Raw genomic sequence first — 23,320 nt, forward strand, 5'->3', positions numbered from 1 at the left:
TTAATTTTTTCGGGTGCAGGATCGGATGGTAGAGCAAGAGCAGGGCACGGGCATCACAGTCGAGGCGTTGGCGCCCGAGTACCAGGCCCAGGCGCAGCAGTGGGCTGTGCAACTGGGTTTGCCGCTGAACGACGACAGCGCCGCCGTGGCGCTGCAGATCGGCGCCGACGGCCTGCAACTGCAGCAGCTCGGAGCGCAGGCGCCAGGGCCGGTGCGGGTCGACTTCGTTGAAGGTCAAGCCGCGCACCGGCGCCTGTTTGGCGGCGGCAGCGGGCAGATGATCGCCAAGGCGGTCGGCGTGGCCCAGGGCGTGCGCCCGCAGGTACTGGATGCCACTGCCGGCCTGGGCAAGGACGCCTTCGTGCTGGCCAGCCTCGGTTGCCAGATGACCCTGATCGAGCGCCAGCCGCTGGTTGCCGCGTTGCTCGCCGACGGCCTGCAGCGCGCGCGTGACGACCATGAAGTCGGGTCCATCGTCGAGCGCATGCGCTTGCTGGTCGGCAACGCCATCGACACCATGCACGCCTGGCAAGGGGAGCCACCCCAGGTGATCTACCTCGACCCGATGTTCCCCCATCGAGAGAAGACCGCGCTGGTGAAAAAAGAGATGCGTGTGTTCCGCCCGCTGGTGGGCGACGACCTCGATGCTCCGGCGTTATTGGCTGCCGCGCTGGCACTGGCCAGCCATCGCGTAGTGGTCAAGCGCCCGCGCAAGGCGCCGATCATTGACGGGCCCAAGCCCAGCCACAGCCTGGAAGGCAAATCGAGTCGCTACGACATCTACCCGAAAAAAGCCCTCAAGGCCTAAGGCGCGTACGCCCGCACAAACAGCTCGACTACCTCGCGCACATGCGCCTCGGCCTCTGCGCCTACCAACGGCGGCGCGCAGCCGAGCAGCAAGCGATAATCCGGCGCGCCCTTGATCAGGCAGAAGAAGTGTTCGGCCGCTCGCCACGGGCTGTCGACGCGCAACAAGCCACGGTCAGCGGCATTGCGTAGCAGTGCTTCCATTTCGGCAAGAATCCGTTTGGGCCCGGCCTCATAGAAATACCGGCCAAAACTTGGGTCATGGCTGCCTTGGGCCATGATCAGCCGGCTCAGCTTGACCGACTCGTCGCTGCTGATCAGCGCGTGGAAGTTTCGCGCGATGTTCAGCAGCACCTGGTCAATCGGCACACCGTCGGGCAGCTCGAATATCAGCTCCGGCAATTGGCTTTGGCAGGTCGCCATCACCGCCGAGCCGAACAGGGTCTGCTTGTCGGTGAAATGGCTGTAGACCGTCAGTTTTGAAACACCTGCCGCCGTGGCGACCGCATCCATGCTGGTGTTGGCGTAGCCAAGGCTCAGGAATAGCGCTTTGGCAGCTTCAAGGATGGCCTCGCGTTTGGCTAGGTCCTTCGGCCGGCCAGGGCCGATGGGTGCGTCGTTTGGCATCAGGGTCTGCATCTTGGTGAACAGGAAGCCATCTTACCGGTTCAAAGGCGCTACGGCTGTAGTGGTCGATCAATCGTCAAGCCGAGCCGTCAGGCTTGTAGCCCAGGCTGCGCATCAGGTCATGAGCGACTTCGAAAAACATCGGCTCCAGGCTTTCGGCATAGTCCACGGTCAAGCGGCTGGCCGGCCCTGAAATGACCAGAGCACCCATAAGCTCCTGCTGCGCACCATAGATCGGCAATGCCACGGAAGCGGCATGCGGGTCGGTGGCGCCTTTGGAAAAGTAGGGTTTCTTCAGCGCGATCCCAACCTTGAACGGAGCGCGCAGGGCCTGCGCACCCGCTGCTTCGTCCATCGGGCGCATGTCGCCTGGTTGTAGATTCAGCCGCAGGCGGTGCGAAGAGTTTATGCGGTACTGACACATGCGATAGGCACCGTGGCGCACATAGAACGATGCGGTTTCGCCCGATTGCTCAGCCAGATACTGCAAGCGCGGCAACACGTGACTTTCGAGGTCGAGAGCCTCCTGATAGACCGTGTTCAGGCGCATCACTTCGCTCGCCAGCTGATAGCGTCCATCAGCCATGCGATTAACGAAGCCGTGATTCTCCAGCGATACCATCAAGCGCATGATCGTGCTCTTGATGAGTCCGGTGCGCTGGACCAGCTCCACCAGGGTCAGCGCACTATCGCCTATCTGAAACGCAGTCAACACGGTCAAAACACGGTCTGCCGATGCCACACCATTCACCGCAGGCCGCGGCCGCGCTTTAACCATCTGTGAATCCTCACAATCATTGAAGACCCTTGAGTCATACCCAAGGGCGGAAAACCGGATTATCCAACAACGGCCGGCCCTCGCCAACGTAACACGCGCAGTGCGCCAGATGAAAAGAGCCTGCCAGCGATGTCTGCACTGCTGGTCATCAGCAATGGCTGACTGTCGTCGGGCTGGCGGGCTGCTGCTGGCGCAATCTATGCGTTTTGATGCTGCTCTGGCCGGGCGATCCCGCCAAGCGGCGGGCATCTCACGGCCAGGCTCAGGCAGCCTGACTGCTCACTTGCGGCGAGCCACGCTGTGTTGAGCTATCAACGCCGTCACCAGCACACCTCCGGCGATCCCCAGGGTCGCCGGAGCTCCCCAGCGTGCTGCGATCAGGCCTGCGGCCATGCCGCCCAGGGCCTCAAAACCGAAACGCATGGCGATATAGAAGGCGATCACCCGACCGCGCAAGTGGCCGGGTGCGTCGCTTTGCAGCTGCATGTTGGTGCTGACATTGCTCAAGGTGATGCCAAAGCCCAACAGCCCCAGCGCCAGCAGGGCCAGCGGTAGCGAACCAGCCAGCCACAAACAGATCAGCGCGCCCGCGCACAGCAGAGCCCCGGCATTGGTGAACTGGCGCAGGCGTGGCAGGGTGCCGCCCACGGCAAGCACCAGCGTGGCGGCGAACGCGCCCGCGCCGGCAGCGCCCCATAACCAGCCAAGCACCTGCGCATCGCCCGCGAACACTGCTCGGGCCAGAATCGGCAGCAGCGCTGCGTAGCAAGACGCGAGCAGGTTGACCATGATCACGTTGATCAGTAGCTGGCGGACGTTGCGCGTCTGCCACATGTACGCCAGCCCTTCGCGAAACACCTGCGTGGTGGAGCCGCTGGCCTTGGGGCTGTCACTGCCGCGCACCTTCAGCAAGCCCGCGAGCAGCGCCACGAAGGTCACGGCCGTCAGGGCGAAACAGGCGGCTTCGCCGGCCAGGGCGATGAGCCCGCCGGCCAATGGCGGGCCGACGAAGCGCGCGGCGTTGATCAGCATGGCATTGAGCACCAGCGCGTTCGGCAGGTCGGCCTTGTCGTCGACGAAACTGCCGATCAGTGCCTGGCGCAGAGGTGTTTCCAGAGCATTGAGCAGGCCGAGCAACAAGGCCATGACAGCAATGAAGGGGCCGTCTACCCAGTCAAGCCAGGTCGCAACCGCCAGCACCAGCGACTGCACGATCAACAGCGACTGCACGATGATCAGCAGGCGGCGCTTGTCGTGCCGGTCGATCCATGCGCCAGCCAACGGGCCAATGAGCAACTGCGGCGCCAGCGAGAGAAAGGTGATCAGGCCCAGCAGCACGCCGGAGCCGGTAAGATGATAGGCCAGCCAGGCCAACGCGACCTGTTGGACCCATTTGCCAAGTGTGGAGACGCCTTGGCCGGCGAAATAGATCTGGAAATTGCGATGCGCGAGTGCCCGCACGGCGGCGGGCCAGCGCTGGCGATGCGCTGATGGTGAATCGGACAAGTGTGCGAATCCTCAGTAGACCCGCCACCGATACCGACCTCTCAGCTGCTGCGCACCCCAGCGCAAGGTACGCAGCCCATGATCAATCAGCCTGGCAGCAGGCAACCTTTGTTTTTCAAGGACGCCAGAACCCAGGAGCGGTCGTTGGTGCCTCGGGCAATTTGTTCCATTTGTGCAGTTTCGGCAGAGTGCTTTGCGGTGGCGCCAGCGTAGACGTCAGCGACATGGTCATAGGGCACGCACAGCAAGCCATCGTCATCGCCAATCATCAGGTCACCGGGCTTGATCACCATACCATCGATGGCGATCGGCACATTGATCTCGCCTGGGCCGTCCTTGTACGGGCCACGGTGCGAAATGCCTGCGGCAAATACCGGGAAATCACCTGCGCCAATGTTGGCTGCATCACGGATGGCGCCATTGATGACGATACCGGAGACGCCGCGTTTGAGCGCATAAGCCACCATCATCTCGCCGATCAGGGCGTTGGTCAGATCACCGCCGGCATCGACCACGATCACGTCGCCTGGCTGAGCGATGTCGATGGCGTAATGCAGCATGAGGTTGTCACCAGGGCGGGCCTTGACGGTCAGGGCAGGGCCGCACAGCACGCCTTCGCGGTGCATCGGGCGCAGGCGGGCACCGCCAGCCGTCATGCGATTCATCGAGTCGCTGACGTTGGCTACCGGCACTTCACGGTAGCGTGCGACCCACTCATCCCCGACTTTGCGTGCGCGCTCAAGCACTTGGAAGCCAACGCTCATGTGACATACCTCTCTTGGATTTATTAGGTGTCATCGACTGCTGTCGAATCGTTTTTTAGAATGGCATTGCATTTAATAATCCGCAATGCATTTTTGATGGCTCTAATGCTGGTTTCAATGGGGTTGTTTTAATTTTCTTGCAACGGCATTTCATTATGCTAGTGTTCAGGCATGCCGCACCTCAGCGGCAGACTGCTGCTGGACTGCCCCCGACAAGAACAAGGTATCCACGATGTCTCGTACTATTCTGCTGACCGGCCCCGAGCTTGCCCTCGATGCCATGAACCTCGCCGCCGAACAGGGCGTCAGAATCGTCCCCACCACGCCTTATCTGCCGGCGGACGAGCTGGAAGCCATCATTCGTGCTGAACAGCCCGATGCCATCGTGGTCCGCCAAGGCGAACTGACCCGCGCCATGATCGAGGCTTCGGACAACCTCAAGGTGATTGCCAAGCATGGCGTGGGTTACAACACCATCGATATCCAGGCCGCTGCGGATCGCCGCATTCCGGTATCGATTGCCGTAGGCGCCAATGCCCAGTCCGTGGCTGAGCTTGCCTTCGCCTTGATGTTCAGCGTGGCCCGGCAAACCGCGCTACTGGATGCGCGCATGCGCGATGGGCATTGGGACAAGGCCTCGGCCAACGGTATCGAGCTGGCGGGCAAGACCCTGGGTCTGATTGGCCTGGGTTCGATCGGTGGCATCCTGATGGATCTGGTGGCTCCGCTGCGGATGAAGGTCAAGGTGTTCGATCCCTACCTCAAGCAGCTGCCAGAGCGCTCGCATGTCGAGCGTGAAGAGGACTTCGATCGCTTACTGGCCGAGAGCGATATCATCAGCCTGCATTGCCCTCTGACCGACTCCAACCATAACCTGATCGGCGCCGCTCAGCTCGAGCGCATGCGTCCCAACGCCATCCTGATCAACACCGCCCGTGGCGAGTTGATTGAGACCAAGGCACTGGTCAAGGCCCTCAGCGAACGGCGCATCGCCGGCGCTGGTCTGGATACCTTCAATCCCGAGCCACCACCGGCCGACAGCCCGCTCTGGGGCCTGCCTACCCTGGTTGCCACGCCGCATGTCGGCGCCAATACCAGCGAAGCGCGTGACCGCGTGGGTCTGGTAGCACTCAAACAGGTTCTGGATGTATGGGCGGGTGATGCGCTGGACCCGCGCTGCGTAGTCAACAGCCACCTGTTCGCCCACTGATTGCTGACACCTGTGTGGCCCTCTGCTGAAGAGGACCGCATCCGCCACGCTCCAGAAAAAAAACAATTGGAGAGCACCATGACTTCAACCACGTTCCAGCCCGATGAACTCGAACGCAGTACGATGCGTCGTGTCGCCTGGCGCCTGTTGCCATTCCTTATCGTCTGCTACCTGATCGCGATCATCGACCGCGGCAACATTGGCATGGCTTCGCTGCAGATGAACGAAGACCTGCAGCTCACCGCGAAGATCTTCGGCTTCGCCAGCAGCCTGTTCTTCTTTGCCTACTTCCTGGTCGAAGTGCCCAGCAACCTTGCCATGCAACGCTATGGTGCACGGATCTGGATCGCTCGAATCATGATCACCTGGGGCCTGATCTCGGCAGGTACGGCGTTCGTCCAGGGTGCCAACTCCCTGTATGTGATGCGCTTTCTGCTCGGCGCCGCCGAGGCGGGCTTCTTCCCGGGGGTGCTGCTGTATCTCACCTATTGGCTGCCATCGGCTTACCGCGCGCGCATGGTTGCGTTGTTCATGGTGGCGATCCCGGCGGCCAACTTCATCGGTTCACCGTTGTCTGGCCTGCTGTTGAGTCTGGATGGCTGGATGGGCATGCGCGGCTGGCACTGGCTGTTCATCCTTGAAGGCATTCCAGCGGTACTGCTGGGCATCGCCTGTCTGTTCGTGCTGACCGACCGTCCCGAGCAGGCCAAATGGCTGAGTGACGAGCAACGCGGCTGGCTCATCCAGCGGCTGGCAGATGAAGCCTCGAAAAAGACGGCTATCGGCCACATTTCGCTGTGGAAACTGCTGCGCCACAAAGATATCTGGGTGCTGGCACTTATCTATTCCGGAGCATCTGCTGCAGGCAGCACCATGAGTGTGTGGGCGCCGCAACTGCTGAAGACCTTTGGCCTGACTTCCATGGAAATCGGCCTGGTCAATGCCATCCCTTACGGCGTTGCCTCGGTCCTGATGATCATCTGGGGGCGCAGCTCCGACCGTACCGGCGAGCGTCGCTGGCACACCGCGATGACCATGCTGTTGATCGCCGCAGGCTTGCTGATGACCTTGTTCACATCATCCTTGCCAGCAACAGTGGTGATGCTCACCATGGTGTTGGTCGGGGCGTACTCGATGAAAGGGCCGTTCTGGGCGCTGGTATCGGGTTGGCTGTCCTCGTCAACCGCGGCTGCAGGGCTGGCGGCGGTGGGGGCCATGGCCAACCTGATCGGTGGCGGCATCATGGTCAACGTCTACGGGGCCATTCACGATGCCACAGGTAGCTACGCGCTGGCGCTGATGCCGTTGGCGGCGTTGTGTAGTGTGGCTGGCATCGCGGTCCTGGTAATCGGCCGCAAACGTCAACTCGAGAAACAGGCGGGCAGTGCGGTCGTCGCCAAGTAACTTACCTCAGCTGTTCCCCGATGCCCGCGTTTCTCTCTGAGGAGCGTGGGCATCGTCGTTTCCCGGCATGCGTCATTGTGGCCGTAGCTGTAGCAGCGCCCGCGGACCAGCTGTAGATCCTGTTCTGCTAGTGAGACATAGTCATGCGCACGGGTGACAAGGAGAGCACGATGAACACAGGTTCGGCGATGACAGTTGTGGTGGTTGGGGCGGGTATTGTGGGGGCCTCCGTGGCTTATCATCTCTCACGGCTGGGTGTGCGGGTCACCATAGTGGAAGCACGGCGGGTGGCGTCTGGTGTGACATCGACGTCCTTTGCATGGATCAATACCTGCTGCAGCGGCGCAGACCCGGTCGCACCGCTGCGAGCCGCTGCCATCGCTGACTACCGCCGCCTCGAGGCGGAGTTGCCGGGGGTGAATGTGCAGTGGACAGGGGCGCTGACCTATGGCATTTCGCCGATGCCGGCTGCTTGTGCCAAGTCTGCTGGGGTCGCAACAGTCTCTTGTGCTGAGATTCTGGCTCTGGAGCCGAATCTCAAGCATCCACCTGTTCAGGCTGTTTATGCAGCAGAGGAGGGGGCACTGAACGCGGTCGATGTTACCTGGGCGCTGATTGAAGGTGCTCGGGGTCATGGTGCCAGGCTTATGGAAGGGACCCAGGTACTGGGGTTCACCGAAAGCGCTGATCGCGTCTCGGGTGTGCGAACCAGCAGCGGGGTAATCGATGCTGATCTAGTGGTGCTTGCAGCTGGTACGGGTATTACGGCGCTGATGGGCTCTTTGGGTTACTCGCTTGCGCTGGAGGCCTCACCTGCCATCTATATCCGCTACAGGTCGCCCAGTCGGCTTGTCAGGGGGATTGTGTCCAATGCGGCGATGGAGGTGCGGCAGGGCAAGGATGGGAGCCTGCTGGCGGCGGAGGATTATCTGGATGATGCGGTCGATAACCGGCCTGGGGCGATTGCGCTCAGAGCCGCTGGGGCGATCAAGAGTGAGTTGCATGGCGTTGCTTCGCTCGACGTTGTGGAGGCTTGTGTTGGTTTGCGGCCTGTGCCGAGTGATGGTGCGCCGCTTGTTGGATATGTGCCGGGCATCGGTGGTGTGTACGTTTGTGTGATGCACCCTGGGGTTACTTTGGCTGCTACCGTGGGGCGTTTGGTGGGGGCGGAGATTGTGAGTGGCGTGGAGGCTGCTGATCTGGCGGCTTGTAGGCTTGAGCGCTTTGGTTAGCTTCGGGATTTATGGTGGTTGCCTTTGCTCTGCTCTGCGGGGTTCCCTCGCTCCGGTCTTGCTCCCGGGAGGACCGCGCTGTACTGGGCCTCTTGGGCCGCTGCTTTTGACTTTCGCTCTTGATCTTGATCAACCTGCGACTTCAGGAGCAAGACCGGAGCGAGGGAATTCCGTAGCGCAGCGAAGGGGCCGGAACCATCACTAATGAATCGGATAAGTCCACCCTCTCATAGCCGCAATCCGGCCCCGCGCAGCCAGATGCCCAGCATCCACATACACTAACCACCACCCAATAATTTCTACCTTTCACCGACTTCCCGCCACCGCACAGCTGATTTAATATACTCGCCAGTATAAATATTAGAAGCGCCTTACACGGACGGTCCCCCATCATGTTGCGTCATGCCTGGTCAATTGCTTTGCCCGCCGCTGCAGCCTTGCTGCTGGCCGCCTGTGGTCAGGAGACCGCGCCGCCCGCCGCGCCGCGTCCGGCCCTGGTGGTGCAGCCGCAGCCGGCCAGCGCTGCCGCCGACAGCTACCCCGGCGAAGTACGCGCCCGCTTCGAGCCTGAGCTGGCCTTCCGCATTGGCGGCAAAGTCAGCAAGCGCCTGGTGGAAGAGGGCCAGCGGGTCAAGGCCGATCAGCCACTGGCCGAGCTCGACCCACAGGATGTACGCCTTCAATTGCAAGCCAACCGTGCCCAGCTTGCCGCCGCGCAGGCCAACCTGGCGCTGGTGCAGACCGAACGTGAGCGTTATCAGAAATTGCTCGACCGGCAGATGGTCAGCCGCTCGCAGTTCGACAACGCCGAAAACCTCTACCGCGCAGGCCTCGCCCGCCTCAAGCAGGCTCAGGCCGAAGCTGATGTGGCCGGTAACCAGGCCGACTATGCAGTGCTGCGTGCGCCGCAGGCGGGGGTGATTTCCAAGCGTCAGGTCGAGGTCGGCCAGGTCGTCGCAGCAGGGCAGACGGTGTTTACCCTGGCAGCAGATGGCGAACGTGAAGTGGTCATCGGCCTGCCTGAGCAGCAGTTCGCGCGCTTTGCCGTCGGCCAGCCCGTCAGTGTCGAGCTGTGGTCGCAGCCCAATCAGCGTTACCCCGCGCGCATCCGCGAACTGTCCCCGGCAGCCGACCCGCGCTCGCGGACCTTTGCCGCACGCATCGCTTTTGACTCGAGCAAGGCCCCGGCTGAGCTGGGCCAAAGCGCCCGAGTGTTCGTCGCCCATGAAGGCCAGCCGGCATTGGCGCTGCCGTTGTCGGCGGTGACCGCTGAGCAGGGCCAGGCCTACGTGTGGCGAGTTGACAAGGACAAACGCCTGCAGCGCGTTGCGGTGCGCCTGGGTGCCTATGGCGCCGACAGCGTGCCGGTGCTGGACGGGCTGGCGCCGGGCGACTGGATCGTCGCTGCCGGTGGTCATGTATTGCGCGAGGGCCAGCAGGTGCGGCCGGTCGACCGCAGTAATCGTGATGTGGATCTGGCGGCCAAGGAGTAAGTCCCGATGGGTTTCAACCTTTCCGCCTGGGCGCTGCGCAATCGCCAGATCGTACTGTTCCTGATGATCCTGCTGGCCGCGATTGGTGCGATGTCCTACACCAAGCTGGGGCAGAGCGAGGATCCGCCGTTTACCTTCAAGGCCATGGTCATCCGTACCATCTGGCCGGGTGCGAGCGCCGAAGAGGTGTCGCGCCAGGTTACCGAGCGCATCGAAAAGAAGCTGATGGAAACCGGCGAGTACGAAAAGATCGTTTCGTTCTCGCGCCCAGGCGAGTCGCAGGTCACCTTCATGGCGCGCGACTCGTTGCACTCCAAGGACATCCCCCAGCTGTGGTACCAGATCCGCAAGAAGGTCGCGGATATCCGCCATACCTTGCCGCCGGAGATCCAGGGGCCGTTCTTCAATGACGAGTTCGGCACCACCTTCGGCAATATCTATGCGTTGTCTGGCGAAGGCTTTGACTACGCCGTGCTCAAGGATTACGCCGACCGCATCCAGATCCAGCTGCAACGGGTCAAGGATGTGGGCAAGGTCGAGCTGATCGGCCTGCAGGATGAAAAGATCTGGATCGAGCTGTCCAATCTCAAGCTGGCTACCCTTGGCGTGCCGCTGGCCGCCGTGCAGCAGGCGCTGCAAGAGCAGAATGCGGTGAGCAGCGCGGGCTTCTTCGAGACCCCGAGCGAGCGCCTGCAACTGCGCGTCAGTGGCCGCTTCGACAGTGTCGAGCAGATCCGCCAATTCCCGATCCGGGTCGGCGAGCGCACCTTCCGTATCGGCGATGTCGCCGAGGTGCACCGTGGCTTCAATGACCCACCGGCGCCGCGCATGCGCTTCATGGGTGAAGACGCCATCGGCCTGGCCGTGGCGATGAAGGACGGCGGCGATATCCTGGTGCTGGGCAAGGCGCTGGAGGTCGAGTTCGCTCGGCTGGCGCACAACCTGCCAGTTGGTATGGAGCTGCGCAAGGTGTCTGACCAGCCGGCGGCGGTCAAGGCCGGGGTCGGCGAGTTCGTGCAAGTGCTGGTCGAAGCGTTGGTGATCGTGCTGCTGGTGAGCTTCTTCTCGCTCGGGCTGCGTACCGGGCTGGTGGTGGCGCTGGCGATTCCGCTGGTGCTGGCGATGACCTTTGCCGCCATGCACTACTTCGGCATCGGCTTGCACAAGATTTCCCTCGGTGCGCTGGTATTGGCCCTGGGTCTGTTGGTCGACGACGCGATCATTGCTGTGGAGATGATGGCGATCAAGATGGAGCAGGGCTACGACCGGCTCAAGGCGGCCAGTTACGCCTGGACCAGCACGGCGTTCCCGATGCTCACCGGCACCCTGATTACCGCGGCGGGCTTTTTGCCAATCGCCACCGCGGCCTCCAGTACCGGCGAATACACTCGCTCGATTTTCCAGGTGGTGACCATCGCCCTGCTGACCTCCTGGGTAGCGGCGGTGCTGTTCGTGCCGTACCTGGGCGAGCGTTTGCTGCCGGATCTGGCCAAGCTGCATGCCGCTCGCGGCCACACTGACCCCTATGCGACGCCGTTTTACCAACGTGTGCGGCGAGTGGTGGAATGGTGCGTGCGCCGGCGCAAGACGGTGATCCTGCTGACCATCGCCGCGTTCGTCGGCAGCATCCTGCTGTTCCGTTTCGTGCCGCAGCAGTTCTTCCCAGCCTCGGGTCGGCCGGAGCTGATGATTGACCTCAAGCTGGCCGAAGGCGCCTCGCTGAGTAATTCCGCCGAACAGGTCAAGCGCCTCGAAGGCCTGCTCAAGAACCACGACGGCATCGACAACTATGTGGCCTACATCGGCACCGGCTCGCCGCGCTTCTACCTGCCGCTGGACCAGCAGTTGCCGGCGGCCAGTTTTGCCCAGTTCGTGGTGCTGGCCAAATCCCTGGAAGATCGCGAGGCCCTGCGTAGCTGGTTGATCGCGACCCTGAATGAGCAGTTCCCGCAATTGCGCTCCCGCGTCACGCGCCTGGAAAACGGCCCGCCGGTAGGTTACCCGGTGCAGTTCCGGGTCACCGGCGAGCACATCGAGAAGGTCCGCGCGCTGGCCCGGGAAGTGGCGAGCAAAGTGCTGGAGAACCCGCACGTAGTCAACGTGCACCTGGACTGGGAAGAGCCGAGCAAGGCGGTGTTCCTGCAAATCGATCAGGAGCGTGCGCGGGCGCTGGGGGTGAGTACTGCCCAGCTGGCGAGCTTCCTGCGCAGCTCGTTGACCGGCAGCTCGGTCAGCCAGTTCCGCGAAGACAACGAGCTGATCGAGATCCTGGTGCGGGGCACGGCCGAGGCGCGTGGCGACCTGGGTAACCTGGCAAGCCTCGCAGTGCCGACCGATAACGGCCAGAGCGTGGCGCTGTCGCAGGTGGCGACTCTTGAGTACGGCTTCGAGGAAGGCATTATCTGGCATCGCAATCGCTTGCCAACGGTGACCGTGCGCGCCGATATTTATGACAAGCAGCAGCCGGCGACGCTGGTCAAGCAGATCGAGCCATCGTTGCAGCAGGTGCGTGCCAGCTTGCCGGACGGCTATCTGCTTGAGGTCGGCGGCACTGTCGAGGACTCCGAGCGCGGGCAGAAGTCGGTCAATGCCGGCATGCCGCTGTTCATCGTGGTGGTGTTGAGCCTGTTGATGATCCAGCTGCGCAGCTTCTCGCGCACGGTGATGGTGTTCCTCACCGCACCGCTGGGGTTGATCGGGGTGACCCTGTTCCTGCTGATCTTCCGCCAGCCGTTCGGCTTCGTCGCCATGCTCGGCACCATTGCCCTGGCCGGGATGATCATGCGCAATTCGGTGATCCTGATCGATCAGATCGAGCAGGACATCGCCGCGGGCATGCAGCGCTGGCAAGCCATCATCGAAGCCACGGTGCGGCGCTTCCGGCCAATCGTGCTGACTGCACTGGCCGCCGTGCTGGCGATGATTCCGCTGTCACGCAGCGTGTTCTACGGGCCGATGGCGGTGGCGATCATGGGCGGCCTGATCGTCGCCACGGTGCTGACGCTGCTGTTCCTGCCGGCGCTGTATGCGGCATGGTTCAAGGTCAGGAAGGAAGCGTAAGAGGCGCTGGGCGCACCTGCTGCCAATCTGCAGCAGGCGCGCCAGCGAAGGGCCTCAGAGGGCGCCGAAGACTTTCTTGGCCAGGCTGGTAGCGGCCTGCGCCGGGTTCTGGCGAATGCTCTGCTCTTGCTTGGCAATCATTTCGAACAGGCCATCGAGGGCCTTCTCGGTGACGTAGCTTTCGACGTTGGCGCTCTTGCTGCTGCCAAGGCCCAGGGCCGAGGCTTGACCGGCGAAGCTGTTGTACTGCTGGACGACGCCGACCTTGTCGGTGGCGGCCTTGACGATCGGTAGGAACTTGGCGCGGATCTGCTCGCGGCTGCTCTTGTTCAGGTACTGCGTGGCGGAGTCTTCACCGCCGCTGAGGATGCCCTTGGCATCGGTCACGGTCATCTTCTTCACCGCATCGACGAGGATCGCCTGAGCCTGCGGTACGGCGGCTTCGGCGGCCTTGTTCATGCTGTCTTCCAGCGCTTGCACCTGGTCGCCCTTGCCAAACATCTTCATCGCCTTGGCGGCTTTGCCGAGGTTGCCTGGCAGCTCGATGCGCACGTCGGGATTGTTGCTGAAGCCACCGGGGGTGCCGAGTTGCTTGATCGCCACTTGGGCGCCTTGGGTGAGGGCGTCTTTCAGGCCGCCGGTAGCGTCCTGCTGGCTGAGGTCGCCGAGCGACAGGGCCAGCGCACTGGCGGACAACAGCAGGCCAGCGCAGAGGCCGCCGAAGCGCAGGGAGGAGCGAATCATGGATTATTCCTTATGACAGTGAATAGGTGCAGGGCTCAGCGAGCCGGGTCGACTTTGATCCGCAGCGGCTGCTGGTCGCTGCCGTCGAGCGCGACGCTGTGCTGTTCGGTGCTGATGAACAATAGTTGGCCTTGATACTCGATGCGGGCACTGACCGCGTAGCGGTGTCCCGGTTTGACCTGAGCAGGGTCATAGCTCAGGTGGAACGGCAGCGGCACGTTGCCTTGGATCGGGCCGGCCTGGCTGGCCAGGGTCACGGCTGGGGCATCCATCAGCGATACATCCTGCAAGCTGACGCTGAGGGTAGCGGCTGGCGGCAGGGCAATGCGCTGCAGGTAGAACACTTCGCCATCAAGGCTGGCCTGTGGTGCCGGGCTGTTGCTGGAGCAGGCTGCAAACAGAGAGGCGCAGCACAGCATAAAGAGCTTTTTCATGGATTCTCCGTAGTCCTGGGGTCGGCTTGTGACCAACCCCGGGGACTGTAGCGGATTTTCCTGCCAAGGTCGCGGCAGTCGCGGCCAAGGGTTTGCACTCAGGTGGGGATTTGCTCCACACCTTCTATTTCGCGGTGCAGCGCCACCTGGCGAATCGACAGGCGCAGCTCGGCCGACAGCACGCGCTTGGCCACACCCTCGGCCAGCTCGCCGAGCTTGTCGTGATGGCTGAGCTTGCCGTTGCCGGCGGGCCGCAGCACGCCTTGCTGGAGCAAGGTCTGGATGAAGTGGCGGAACAGGCTCTTGTCGAAGAACTCCGGAGCATTCAGGCCATGCAGGATCGACAGCCGCTGGGCCATCATCACGCAGAGGTCTTCCAGTTCCTCGGCGGTCAGGGTCTGCTGGCCGTTGTTGACCAACAGTGAGGTCGCCATGTAATAGCGCTGCAGGGCTTGGGTGATGGTCCGCGAGAGCAGCGTCAGCAATACGAACGCACGCGAACTCGGTGCCGGGCGCAGGTAGACGCCTTTTTCCACCCGCAGCAGGCCTTGGGCAACCAGCGCGTCGAGCCAGTGATCGATGGTTTCGTCGAGTTGCTCGGGCGTCCAGCGCAGGAACAGCTCGGCTTGCAGGTACGGATACAGCGCCTTGACGTACTGGCCGATCAGCTCGCGGCTGATCCGTGAGCTGCTCTGGAAGAAGCTCGCCAGCAGCGCCGGCAGGGCAAAGATGTGCAGTACGTTGTTGCGGTAATAGGTCATCAGCACCGCGTTGGCTTCATCCAGATAGAGGATGCGGCCCATGGCATCGTTCTGCTCGGACAGCAGGTTCATGCCTTTGACGTGGCTGATCAAGGCCATGCCATCGCCCTCAGGCAGGGTGGTATGCGCCGAATAGGGCACTTCACGCAGCAAGCTCAGGTATAGGTCGAGCACCCGCACCAGGGCGCTTTCGTCGAGCGCGTGACGGCTGGTCGAGAGCAATGCCAGCGCGACCAGGTTGACCGGATTGACCGCCGCGGCTTCGTTGAGATGGCGGGCCACGGTTTCGCCCAGGCGGTGGGTGGTGTCGTTCAACCAGGCCGGACGAAACTGCTCGCCGTGATCCTCTTCGCGCCAGCCTGGGCGCTGCTCATCGAGGAAGCTGGCCAGGCGGATCGGCTCGCCGAAGTTGACCGACACCTGGCCGTAGCGCTGTTTGAGCGCGCCGATGACCTTGAAGATGTCGAAGATGGATTCTTTTTTCTTGCTCGCCCCACGCAGCTCGCCCAGGTAGGTGCGGCCTTCGAGCACCCGCTCATAGCCGATGTACACCGGCACGAACACGATCGGTGTGCGCGACGAGCGCAGGAAACTGCGCAGGGTAATCGCCAGCATGCCGGTACGTGGCTGCAGCATGCGCCCGGTGCGCGAGCGGCCGCCTTCGACGAAGTATTCGACCGGGAAGCCCTTGGTGAACAGCGTGTGCAAGTATTCGTTGAACACCGCGGTGTACAGCGGGTTGCCCTTGAACGTACGGCGCATGAAGAACGCCCCGCCACGGCGCAGCAGGCTGCCGATGACCGGCATGTTGAGGTTGATGCCCGCGGCTACGTGCGGTGGCGTCAGGCCGTTGCGAAACAGCAGGTAGGACAGCAGCAGGTAGTCGATGTGGCTGCGGTGGCAGGGCACATAGATCACCTCGTGACCGGGAGCGATGCCTTGCACCTGCTCGATGTTGTTGACCTTGATGCCGTCGTAGATCTTGTTCCAGAACCAGCTCAGCACCACTTCAAGAAAGCGGATCGCGGTGTAGGTGTAGTCCGAGGCAATTTCGTTGCCGTAGCGCAGCGCTCGCGCCTCGGCTTTCGCCAGCGGAATCTGCTCGCGTTCTGCCTCCTCGGCGATGGCCTGACGCACCTGCTGGTCGTGGATCAGGCCTTTGACCAGGTTGCGCCGGTGCGAAATGTCCGGGCCGATGACCGCGCTCTTGAGGTTGCGAAAGTGCACGCGCATCAGGCGCTGGGCCATACGCACGGTACGCGCATGGCCCTTGTTGTGCTCGACCAGCTCGCGCAGGTGGATCGGCGCCGAGAACTGCACGCGGGTCTTGCGCCCGAGCATGATGATGGTGAGCAGGCGACGCAGGCGTCCGGTTACCGCCCAGCTGTCGGCAAACAGCAGCTTCCATGGGCTCGATTCACTGGCCGGGGTCTGCCCCCAGAACACGCTGACCGGGATGATCTGTGCGTCTTCTTCGGCATGCTGGCTGACTGCTTCGACCAGCCGCTCCAGGGTCGGCGGCGCGCCGCGTTTGTCGTGGCGGCCGAGCCAGTCCGGCTCCGGGGTCAGATAGAAAAACGCCGCAGGCTCGTGCAGCGGGCCAACCACAACGGGCAACACTGGCCGCGGCAGCCCCGCTTTGGTGCATTCGCGGTCGAGCACCGCCAGGTCGGTCAGCGACGGCGAGGGCAGGGCATAGAACACCGGGCGGCTGCGGTCGAGCTTTAGGGTCAGCGATGACTGATTGATGGTCTCGGAGCGTACCCACAGGTAAAGCACGCGGCGCAGGGCGCCGAAGATCAAGCGGCGCAGGGGGGAACGGGTCATGTGATGTGTGGGCCCTGGGAAGAATTTCGGATCGATTTGCAGTCAGTGAGTCTGCCGTATCTGCGCAAGTTCAGCAAAAAACTGCATTGAACAGGCCTGTCATGAATTTTCTTTGTTCTCTGTCATATACTCGGTCCGCCCCTTGCAGGATATTTCAGCAAGCGGCGTCGGCACGGGGAAGCCCAGTGCCTGCAAGGCGATCTTCACAATAAAAAAACTGGAGTAGTTCAGATGTCGTCTCGTGAGACTGGGAATGTAAAGTGGTTCAACGATGCCAAGGGTTATGGCTTCATTCAGCGCGAAGATGGGGCCGATGTATTCGTCCACTATCGGGCGATTCGTGGTGAAGGGCATCGCTCGCTGGTTGAAGGGCAGCAGGTTGAATACAACCTCACCCAAGGCCAGAAAGGTCTCCAGGCCGAGGATGTAGTGGGCCTGTAAGCGCTGGTTGGCAAGCCTCAAGCTGCAAGTTGTCCGTGGAACTTGCAGCCTGATGCGATTGCTCGTGTTACATCCCTCTCGCAGTATTACTGCGTGCGCCAGGTGATTTCCTCTTCACCATCGGCGCTGATGCGGACCCAACGGTCGGCATCCTCTTCCCCGTGTTCTTCGCTCCAGCTGCCCGGTGCACAACGCACTTCGACGTTGAGTGCGGCAAAGGCTGCGCGTGCGCAGGCAATGTCGTCCTCCCACGGGGTCTGGTCGCTTTCCAGGTAGAGGCTGTTCCATTTCCCTACAGCCTTCGGTAACCAGGTCACCGGGATGTTACCGGCCTGGCATTTCCAGGTCAGGCCTTTCTGGGTCCATTCGGTGCACGGGCCCAAGGCCTCGACCAACCACTGGGCAATCTGCTTGTGGTCGACGTCGGTGTCCTTCAGGTAAATCTCGATATCAGGTTGACGCATAAAGGGCTCCGGTGTGCTCAGGATTGGCGCAGGAAATAGTCATAACGCATGGAAACGGTTACCTCGAACGGCGCGGCCTGGTCGATCACCAGTGCGCGCTTTTCAGCGCTTGCTCGCCAGCCGTGCGGGGTCATCGCCAGCAGGTCGGCGCGAGCCTTGGGTGCGGCCAGGCTGAGGCGAAACTCGAGGGTTTCGCTGTGAGCATGGACCATTCCCGCTGGCACCAGTGCCAGGTGCTTGTCGTCAGCATACGGACGCACTTCATCGTAAAGCACCTCGCGCAGCTCCATCAGGTGACCGCTGGTCGGGCCGACCCGCATCAGGCCGCCGCCGGGGCTGAGCAGGCGCAAGGCCTCCTGCCAGTCGAGCGGGCTGAAAACGCTGGCGATGAACTGGCAGCTGGCATCGGCCAGGGGCACGCGGGCCATGCTGGCGACCATCCAGGTCACCTGCGGCGCGCGCTTGCAGGCGCGTTTAACCGCTTCACGGGAAATATCCAGGGCGTAACCCTGGGCCGCCGGCAGGGCATTGGCGAGCTGCGCGGTGTAATAGCCTTCGCCGCAGCCGATATCCAGCCAGGCGCCGGGCTGGCGCTCGGCAGCCAGCTGCGCCAGGCGCTCGGCGACCGGGGCATAGTGGCCACCGTCGAGAAAGTCACGGCGGGCCTCGACCATCGCCTGATTGTCACCTGGATCACGGCTGTTCTTGTGCTGCACCGGCAACAGGTTCAGATAACCCTGGCGAGCACGGTCGAAGCGATGGCCGGCGCTGCACGCGACACCGTTGTCCAGCGCTGCCAGGGCCGCCTGGCAAAGAGGGCAGATGAGCATCAGGCGAGCAACCGCACCAGGGTCTGGTAGTAGATCTCGGTCAGCAGGTCGAGATCGCTGGCCAGGATGCGCTCGTCGACCTGGTGGATAGTGGCGTTGACCGGGCCGAGCTCGACCACCTGAGTACCCATGGTGGCGATGAAGCGGCCGTCGGAGGTGCCGCCGCTGGTCGATGGCTGGGTATCGCGGTCGGTGACGGCCTTGATGCTGGCCGCTACCGCGTCGAGCAGTTCACCTGGCTCGGTGAGGAACGGCAGGCCCGACAGCGCCCAATCGATCGACCAGTCCAGCTGATGCTTGTCGAGAATCGCCGCCACCCGCGCCTGCAGGCCCTCGACGGTCGACTCGGTGGAGAAACGGAAGTTGAACAGCGCAGTCAGGTCGCCAGGCACGACGTTGGTCGCGCCGGTACCGGAATTGAGGTTGGAGATCTGGAAGCTGGTCGGCGGGAAGAACGCATTGCCTTCGTCCCAATGCTCTGCTGCCAGTTCGGCCAGCGCTGCCGCGGCCAGGTGGATCGGGTTGCGCGCCAGGTGCGGATAGGCAACGTGGCCCTGCTTGCCGCGTACGGTCAGCTTGGCACCGAGCGAACCGCGGCGGCCGTTCTTGACCACGTCACCGAGCAAATTGGTGCTCGATGGCTCGCCGACGATGCACCAGTCGAGGCGCTCGTTGCGTGCGACCAGGCGCTCGACGACGGCTTTGGTGCCGTGATGGGCGGGGCCTTCTTCGTCGCTGGTGATGAGGAAGGCGACCTTGCCGCGGTGGTTGGGGTAGTCGTGCACAAAGCGCTCGCTGGCCACCACCATCGATGCCAGGCTGCCCTTCATGTCGGCAGCGCCGCGGCCGCAGAGCATGCCGTCGGCATCGATCAGTGCCTGGAACGGCTCATGTTGCCACTGCTGCACCGGGCCGGTCGGGACCACGTCGGTGTGGCCGGCAAAACACAACACCGGGCCGTCCTTGCTGCCATGGGTGGCCCAGAAGTTGTCGACGTCTTCGATGCGCATCGGTTCAAGCTGGAAGCCGACAGCGCCCAGGCGGTTCATCATCTGGGTCTGGCAGTCGGCATCGACCGGGGTCACCGAGGGACGACGGATCAGGTCGCAGGCCAGTTGAAGGGTAGGCGAGAGCTCGGCGGGGGCCGTCATGGGGAACTCCGGGGGCAAGGCAAGGACGAAAAAACAGGCGCGTTATCTTATATCAAATGCGCCCGCCGGGCACCTTCAGGGTGCCAGCGGGTGGCCTTTGTGGTCAGGCAGTCGAGGCTTGTGCTGCATCGCTTGCCGGTTTGGGCAGCGACGACAGGAAGGCCATGATCAGCGCGGCCAGGTACGGCAGCGATTGCACCAGCAGCATGGCTACCCAGAAGCGCATGTCCGAACTCGGCAAGCCCTGCACCAGGTAGATGCCAGCGGCAGCGCCCCACAGCAAGAGCATGATGAACAGCTCTTCGCGCGCCTCGGAAATCGCCACCAGCAAACCATGGCTGTCGGCGTTCTTCGGCGTGCGGAAGAACGGCATGCTGCTGGTGAAGAAACCGTACAGCACGGCCTTGGCAATCGTATGCGACAGCGCCAGCCCGGCCAGGGCGGCAGCGAAGGCGTCCTTGAGGTTGACGCCGACCGCACGACGGTAGAGGAACAGGATCTTGCCGACCTTGAAGAAGAACAGCGCCAACGGCGGGATGGCAAAGATCATCAGCGGTGGATCGACCCGGTGCGGGACGATGATCATCGCCGCCGACCACAGCAGCGCACCGACGGTGAAGAAGATGTTCATGCCATCGGCGACCCACGGCAACCAGCCGGCGAGGAAGTGATAGCGCTGGCCGCGGGTCAGTTCACTGCCCTTGCCCTGCAGCAGGGCGCGGGCGTGGTGCTTGATGATCTGGATCGCGCCGTAGGCCCAGCGGAAGCGCTGCTTCTTGAAGTCGATGAAGGTGTCGGGCATCAGGCCCTTGCCGTAGCTGTTGTGCGCGTAGGCGGCAGACAAGCCTTTTTCGAACACGCGCAAGCCCAGCTCGGCGTCTTCGCAGATGCACCAGTCGGCCCAGCCGAGTTCTTCCAGCACCGAGCGCCGGGTCATGGTCATGGTGCCGTGCTGGATGATCGCGTCACGGTCGTTGCGGGTGACCATGCCGATGTGGAAGAAGCCTTTGTATTCGCTGTAGCAGAGCTTCTTGAAGGCGCTTTCGTGCTGGTCGCGGTAGTCCTGCGGCGACTGCACCACAGCGATCTTCGGGTCGGCGAAGTGCGGCACCATGTGCTTGAGCCAGTTGCGGTCGACGCAGTAGTCCGAGTCGATCACGGCGATCACTTCGGCGTCCTTTGCCGTGTGCGGCAACAGGTAGTTGAGTGCGCCACCCTTGAAGCCGGCCAGCGGCGCAACGTGGAAGAACTTGAAGCGCTCACCGAGCAGCTCGCAGTGGGCCTTGAGCGGCTCCCACACGGCCGGGTCCTTGGTGTTGTTGTCGATCACCAGCACTTCATAGTCGGGGTAGTCGAGCGCGGCGAGGGCGTCGAGGGTCTGTTTGACCATCTCCGGTGGCTCGTTGTAGCAGGGCACGTGCACCGACACTTTCGGCCGGTAGGCGCTGTCGCCCTGCACCGGCAGGAATTCGCGACGGCGCTTGGCCGTCCACACCGTTTCGGCCAGTTCATGGGCTTCGGTCATCAACACGATGAACACACCAATCGCCCCCAGCGCCAGCAGGAAACCGACGATCAGGCTGAACCAGGTGCTGTATTGCTGGCTGTAGTCGTAGGCGATCCACACCAGCACCGAGCCACAGAGGAAGGTAATGAAGGTGAGGAAGGTGCGCCCGCGTTGGCGTAGCGCCGAGCCATCGATCAGCAGGATGGTCAGGGCAAGCATCGCCAGCACCACCGAAGCGACCGCAAGGGCGCGCCACTGCGGAATCGCCACCACCGGCCCTTCGAAGTTGAATTTCTGTTGGCGCTCGGCGTTGAACACGCCCCAGTAGGCGCCCACCGAACCTTCGTCGCTGGCCTTCCACGGTTGGTCGTAGGCCTCGATGACGAAGTAGTTGTAGCCGCGTCGGTTCAGCGTGTTGACCAGCGTGCGCAGGTAGATGGCCTGGTCGGCCTGGGTGGCATCGGCGCCGCCGCGCATGCGGCCGTTGCTCGGCCAGCCAACCTCCGACAGCAGCAGCGGTTTGCGCGGGAACTGCTGCTTGAGCTCACGGGCGCGATCAAGCACGAACTCGACCGAATCCTGCATCGGCACAAATTCCCAGTACGGCAGGATGTGCGCGGCGATCAGGTCGACGTGGGGGGCAAGCTCCGGGTTTTCTTTCCAGATATGCCACTGTTCACTGGTGGTCACCGGCACCTTGACCGCCGCGCGGACCCGATCCAGGTACTGGATCAGCGCCTCGGGGGTGACCTCTTTGCGGAACAACGCCTCGTTGCCAACCACCACCCGCACCACGCTGCGCGAGCTGTTGGCCAGCTCGATGGCCTTGCTGATCTCGCGCTCGTTGCGCTCAAGGTCCGGGCTGATCCAGATACCCAGGGTGACGCGCAGGCCGAATTCCTCAGCCAGCCGCGGGACTTCGGCCTGGGTGCCTTCGACGGTATAGATACGGATACTGTCGGTCAGTTTGCTCAACTGCTCGAGGTCCTGGCGCATCTCCTCCTCGCTCGGGTATTGGCCCTTTTGCGGGCTTTCACCCAGGCGAAACGGCGAGTAGGAGAAGCCGGAAATCTGCTCCGGCCAGGCCGGCGCGGACACCGGGCGGTTGATCAGCGCCCAGAACCCGGTGAACAGCGCGGCGATGACCAGCACCACTACCAGGTTGAGGCCGAATTTGCGTGATGACATAAGCGATTGTAGGTTCCGAAGAGGGGAGTGGGCGGGTGCCAGCTGGGGCTGCGTTCTACGCTTGGACAAGAAAGCAGCAGTGCCATTCGGCGCAGAGGGTGAAGCTCTGGTCCCACTCGGTTGTCGTCCAAGTCTGACTCTCTGATCGGATATTAAAGCAGGATTGGTAGGTTTTTTACCAACTAACAGCGCCGTGCGGCCCGGCAACCCGCCAGCTGGCATATAATGCGCGCCGGTTTTTTGCGGATAGCGAGCATGAGCACAGAAGATCCACGCTTCGCCGGCGTTGCCCGTTTGTACGGCGACCAAGGCCTGCAACGCCTGCGCGACGCCCATGTGGCGGTGGTCGGCATCGGCGGGGTCGGCTCATGGGTGGCCGAGGCGCTGGCGCGCAGCGGTGTTGGCGAAATCAGCCTGTTTGACCTCGATGATGTCTGCGTGAGCAACACCAACCGCCAGGCGCATGCGCTGGAAGGCCAGGTAGGGCGGGCTAAAGTCGAGGTCATGGCCGAGCGTCTGCTGGCAATCAACCCGGCCTGCACAGTCCATGCAGTGGCAGACTTCGTCACCCGTGACAGCATGGCCGAGCACATCACCGAGCAGATGGACTGCGTCATCGATTGCATCGACAGCGTGATGGCCAAGGCGGCGTTGATTGCCTGGTGCCGGCGGCGCAAGATCGCCGTGGTCACCACCGGTGGCGCCGGCGGCCAGATCGACCCCACGCAGATCCAGATCGGCGACCTGAACAAGACCTTCAACGACCCGTTGGCCTCACGCGTGCGCTCGACCCTGCGCCGCGACTACAACTTCTCGCGCAACACCTCGCGCAATTACGGCGTGCCGTGCGTGTTCTCCAGCGAGCAGCTGCGTTATCCCAAGGGTGACGGCAGCGTTTGCCTGCAAAAGAGCTTTGTCGGTGAGGGCGTGCGCCTGGATTGCTCCGGCGGCTTTGGCGCGGTGATGATGGTCACCGCCACGTTCGGCATGGTGGCGGCGAGCAAAGCCATCGAAAAACTGGTGGCCGGTGCGCGCCGGCCGTCGGAACGGGTGGTCGCGCCGGCGGCTGATCTGTAAGCAGCGGTCAGCGCT

Annotated in this window: 19 protein-coding genes; 8 read left to right on the top strand and 11 right to left on the bottom strand. The window is 62.8% G+C overall.

What is annotated here, in order from left to right; genetic code table 11:
- Positions 1 to 25: 25 nt before the first annotated feature.
- Positions 26 to 808: a class I SAM-dependent methyltransferase gene (locus IDM28_RS05460; RefSeq protein ID WP_188035513.1), complete on the top strand. Its 783-nt coding sequence runs from the start codon at positions 26 to 28 to the stop codon at positions 806 to 808.
- On the opposite strand, the gene IDM28_RS05465 is transcribed toward IDM28_RS05460, so the two are convergent.
- The 4 genes from IDM28_RS05465 to IDM28_RS05480 form a co-directional block, all read right to left on the bottom strand.
- Positions 805 to 1,446, bottom strand: a complete 642-nt coding sequence (locus IDM28_RS05465; RefSeq protein ID WP_150571539.1) for a TetR/AcrR family transcriptional regulator — start codon at positions 1,444 to 1,446, stop codon at positions 805 to 807. The two genes, IDM28_RS05460 and IDM28_RS05465, sit on opposite strands and share 4 nt — an antisense overlap.
- Positions 1,447 to 1,510: 64 nt before the next feature.
- Positions 1,511 to 2,212 carry an IclR family transcriptional regulator gene (locus tag IDM28_RS05470; RefSeq protein WP_188035514.1) on the bottom strand — a complete coding sequence of 234 codons (702 nt, stop codon included), beginning with the start codon at positions 2,210 to 2,212 and terminating at the stop codon, positions 1,511 to 1,513.
- A 279-nt stretch (positions 2,213 to 2,491) separates the two neighbouring features.
- On the bottom strand, positions 2,492 to 3,673 hold the full coding sequence (locus IDM28_RS05475) for an MFS transporter (protein ID WP_188035551.1): 1,182 nt from the start codon (positions 3,671 to 3,673) through the stop codon (positions 2,492 to 2,494).
- 131 nt (positions 3,674 to 3,804) lie between these two features.
- Positions 3,805 to 4,482, bottom strand: a complete 678-nt coding sequence (locus IDM28_RS05480) for an RraA family protein (RefSeq protein ID WP_188035515.1) — start codon at positions 4,480 to 4,482, stop codon at positions 3,805 to 3,807.
- A 232-nt stretch (positions 4,483 to 4,714) separates the two neighbouring features.
- Here IDM28_RS05480 and IDM28_RS05485 point away from each other — a divergent pair, with 232 nt between their 5' ends.
- From IDM28_RS05485 to IDM28_RS05505, 5 genes are all read left to right on the top strand, one after another.
- Complete coding sequence (locus IDM28_RS05485; protein WP_150571542.1) at positions 4,715 to 5,692, top strand: hydroxyacid dehydrogenase; 978 nt, start codon at positions 4,715 to 4,717, stop codon at positions 5,690 to 5,692.
- A 78-nt stretch (positions 5,693 to 5,770) separates the two neighbouring features.
- Positions 5,771 to 7,096 (top strand): MFS transporter, encoded by a 1,326-nt coding sequence (locus tag IDM28_RS05490; RefSeq protein ID WP_181088563.1) that lies wholly within the window; start codon positions 5,771 to 5,773, stop codon positions 7,094 to 7,096.
- 170 nt (positions 7,097 to 7,266) lie between these two features.
- Positions 7,267 to 8,328 (top strand): NAD(P)/FAD-dependent oxidoreductase, encoded by a 1,062-nt coding sequence (locus IDM28_RS05495; RefSeq protein WP_188035516.1) that lies wholly within the window; start codon positions 7,267 to 7,269, stop codon positions 8,326 to 8,328.
- A 392-nt stretch (positions 8,329 to 8,720) separates the two neighbouring features.
- Positions 8,721 to 9,821, top strand: coding sequence for an efflux RND transporter periplasmic adaptor subunit (locus tag IDM28_RS05500; RefSeq protein ID WP_101317195.1), 1,101 nt, complete (start codon positions 8,721 to 8,723; stop codon positions 9,819 to 9,821).
- A gap of 6 nt (positions 9,822 to 9,827) precedes the next feature.
- Complete coding sequence (locus IDM28_RS05505; RefSeq protein WP_188035517.1) at positions 9,828 to 12,881, top strand: efflux RND transporter permease subunit; 3,054 nt, start codon at positions 9,828 to 9,830, stop codon at positions 12,879 to 12,881.
- Positions 12,882 to 12,935: 54 nt separating this feature from the next.
- Here the strand turns inward: IDM28_RS05505 and IDM28_RS05510 are convergent, their stop codons facing one another.
- The 3 genes from IDM28_RS05510 to plsB form a co-directional block, all read right to left on the bottom strand.
- Positions 12,936 to 13,625 carry a DUF4197 domain-containing protein gene (locus IDM28_RS05510; protein WP_101317199.1) on the bottom strand — a complete coding sequence of 230 codons (690 nt, stop codon included), beginning with the start codon at positions 13,623 to 13,625 and terminating at the stop codon, positions 12,936 to 12,938.
- 35 nt (positions 13,626 to 13,660) lie between these two features.
- The gene (locus IDM28_RS05515) at positions 13,661 to 14,059 is read right to left on the bottom strand and encodes a YbaY family lipoprotein (RefSeq protein WP_188035518.1); all 399 of its coding nucleotides are present in this window, start codon (positions 14,057 to 14,059) and stop codon (positions 13,661 to 13,663) included.
- A gap of 98 nt (positions 14,060 to 14,157) precedes the next feature.
- Positions 14,158 to 16,647, bottom strand: coding sequence for a glycerol-3-phosphate 1-O-acyltransferase PlsB (gene plsB / locus IDM28_RS05520; protein ID WP_181106103.1), 2,490 nt, complete (start codon positions 16,645 to 16,647; stop codon positions 14,158 to 14,160).
- Between the two features lie 231 nt (positions 16,648 to 16,878).
- Between plsB and IDM28_RS05525 the strand changes: the two genes are divergently transcribed.
- Positions 16,879 to 17,088: a cold-shock protein gene (locus IDM28_RS05525; protein WP_101317205.1), complete on the top strand. Its 210-nt coding sequence runs from the start codon at positions 16,879 to 16,881 to the stop codon at positions 17,086 to 17,088.
- 86 nt (positions 17,089 to 17,174) lie between these two features.
- Here the strand turns inward: IDM28_RS05525 and IDM28_RS05530 are convergent, their stop codons facing one another.
- The 4 genes from IDM28_RS05530 to IDM28_RS05545 form a co-directional block, all read right to left on the bottom strand.
- Positions 17,175 to 17,552, bottom strand: coding sequence for a hypothetical protein (locus IDM28_RS05530; protein WP_101317207.1), 378 nt, complete (start codon positions 17,550 to 17,552; stop codon positions 17,175 to 17,177).
- A 17-nt stretch (positions 17,553 to 17,569) separates the two neighbouring features.
- Positions 17,570 to 18,382: a putative RNA methyltransferase gene (locus IDM28_RS05535; RefSeq protein ID WP_101317209.1), complete on the bottom strand. Its 813-nt coding sequence runs from the start codon at positions 18,380 to 18,382 to the stop codon at positions 17,570 to 17,572.
- Positions 18,382 to 19,533 carry a succinyl-diaminopimelate desuccinylase gene (gene dapE, locus IDM28_RS05540; protein WP_188035519.1) on the bottom strand — a complete coding sequence of 384 codons (1,152 nt, stop codon included), beginning with the start codon at positions 19,531 to 19,533 and terminating at the stop codon, positions 18,382 to 18,384. Before dapE ends, IDM28_RS05535 begins: the two co-directional genes overlap by 1 nt.
- Before the next feature lie 103 nt (positions 19,534 to 19,636).
- Entirely contained in the window at positions 19,637 to 22,228 is a 2,592-nt protein-coding gene (locus IDM28_RS05545) for a glycosyltransferase (protein WP_188035520.1), read from the bottom strand.
- Positions 22,229 to 22,483: 255 nt separating this feature from the next.
- Between IDM28_RS05545 and tcdA the strand changes: the two genes are divergently transcribed.
- Positions 22,484 to 23,305: a tRNA cyclic N6-threonylcarbamoyladenosine(37) synthase TcdA gene (gene tcdA, locus IDM28_RS05550; RefSeq protein ID WP_150570840.1), complete on the top strand. Its 822-nt coding sequence runs from the start codon at positions 22,484 to 22,486 to the stop codon at positions 23,303 to 23,305.
- Positions 23,306 to 23,320: the final 15 nt, after the last annotated feature.

This window comes from Pseudomonas sp. EZ-C24 (assembly GCF_014525325.1).
Lineage (GTDB): Bacteria > Pseudomonadota > Gammaproteobacteria > Pseudomonadales > Pseudomonadaceae > Aquipseudomonas > Aquipseudomonas shirazensis.

Coding starts and splice junctions, on each gene's coding strand:
- IDM28_RS05460 (WP_188035513.1), top strand. CDS start 26: ATGGTAGAGCAAGAGCAGGGCACGGGCATCACAGTCGAGGCGTTGGCG.
- IDM28_RS05465 (WP_150571539.1), bottom strand. CDS start 1,446: ATGCAGACCCTGATGCCAAACGACGCACCCATCGGCCCTGGCCGGCCG.
- IDM28_RS05470 (WP_188035514.1), bottom strand. CDS start 2,212: ATGGTTAAAGCGCGGCCGCGGCCTGCGGTGAATGGTGTGGCATCGGCA.
- IDM28_RS05480 (WP_188035515.1), bottom strand. CDS start 4,482: ATGAGCGTTGGCTTCCAAGTGCTTGAGCGCGCACGCAAAGTCGGGGAT.
- IDM28_RS05485 (WP_150571542.1), top strand. CDS start 4,715: ATGTCTCGTACTATTCTGCTGACCGGCCCCGAGCTTGCCCTCGATGCC.
- IDM28_RS05490 (WP_181088563.1), top strand. CDS start 5,771: ATGACTTCAACCACGTTCCAGCCCGATGAACTCGAACGCAGTACGATG.
- IDM28_RS05495 (WP_188035516.1), top strand. CDS start 7,267: ATGAACACAGGTTCGGCGATGACAGTTGTGGTGGTTGGGGCGGGTATT.
- IDM28_RS05500 (WP_101317195.1), top strand. CDS start 8,721: ATGTTGCGTCATGCCTGGTCAATTGCTTTGCCCGCCGCTGCAGCCTTG.
- IDM28_RS05505 (WP_188035517.1), top strand. CDS start 9,828: ATGGGTTTCAACCTTTCCGCCTGGGCGCTGCGCAATCGCCAGATCGTA.
- IDM28_RS05510 (WP_101317199.1), bottom strand. CDS start 13,625: ATGATTCGCTCCTCCCTGCGCTTCGGCGGCCTCTGCGCTGGCCTGCTG.
- IDM28_RS05515 (WP_188035518.1), bottom strand. CDS start 14,059: ATGAAAAAGCTCTTTATGCTGTGCTGCGCCTCTCTGTTTGCAGCCTGC.
- plsB (WP_181106103.1), bottom strand. CDS start 16,647: ATGACCCGTTCCCCCCTGCGCCGCTTGATCTTCGGCGCCCTGCGCCGC.
- IDM28_RS05525 (WP_101317205.1), top strand. CDS start 16,879: ATGTCGTCTCGTGAGACTGGGAATGTAAAGTGGTTCAACGATGCCAAG.
- IDM28_RS05530 (WP_101317207.1), bottom strand. CDS start 17,552: ATGCGTCAACCTGATATCGAGATTTACCTGAAGGACACCGACGTCGAC.
- IDM28_RS05535 (WP_101317209.1), bottom strand. CDS start 18,382: ATGCTCATCTGCCCTCTTTGCCAGGCGGCCCTGGCAGCGCTGGACAAC.
- dapE (WP_188035519.1), bottom strand. CDS start 19,533: ATGACGGCCCCCGCCGAGCTCTCGCCTACCCTTCAACTGGCCTGCGAC.
- IDM28_RS05545 (WP_188035520.1), bottom strand. CDS start 22,228: ATGTCATCACGCAAATTCGGCCTCAACCTGGTAGTGGTGCTGGTCATC.
- tcdA (WP_150570840.1), top strand. CDS start 22,484: ATGAGCACAGAAGATCCACGCTTCGCCGGCGTTGCCCGTTTGTACGGC.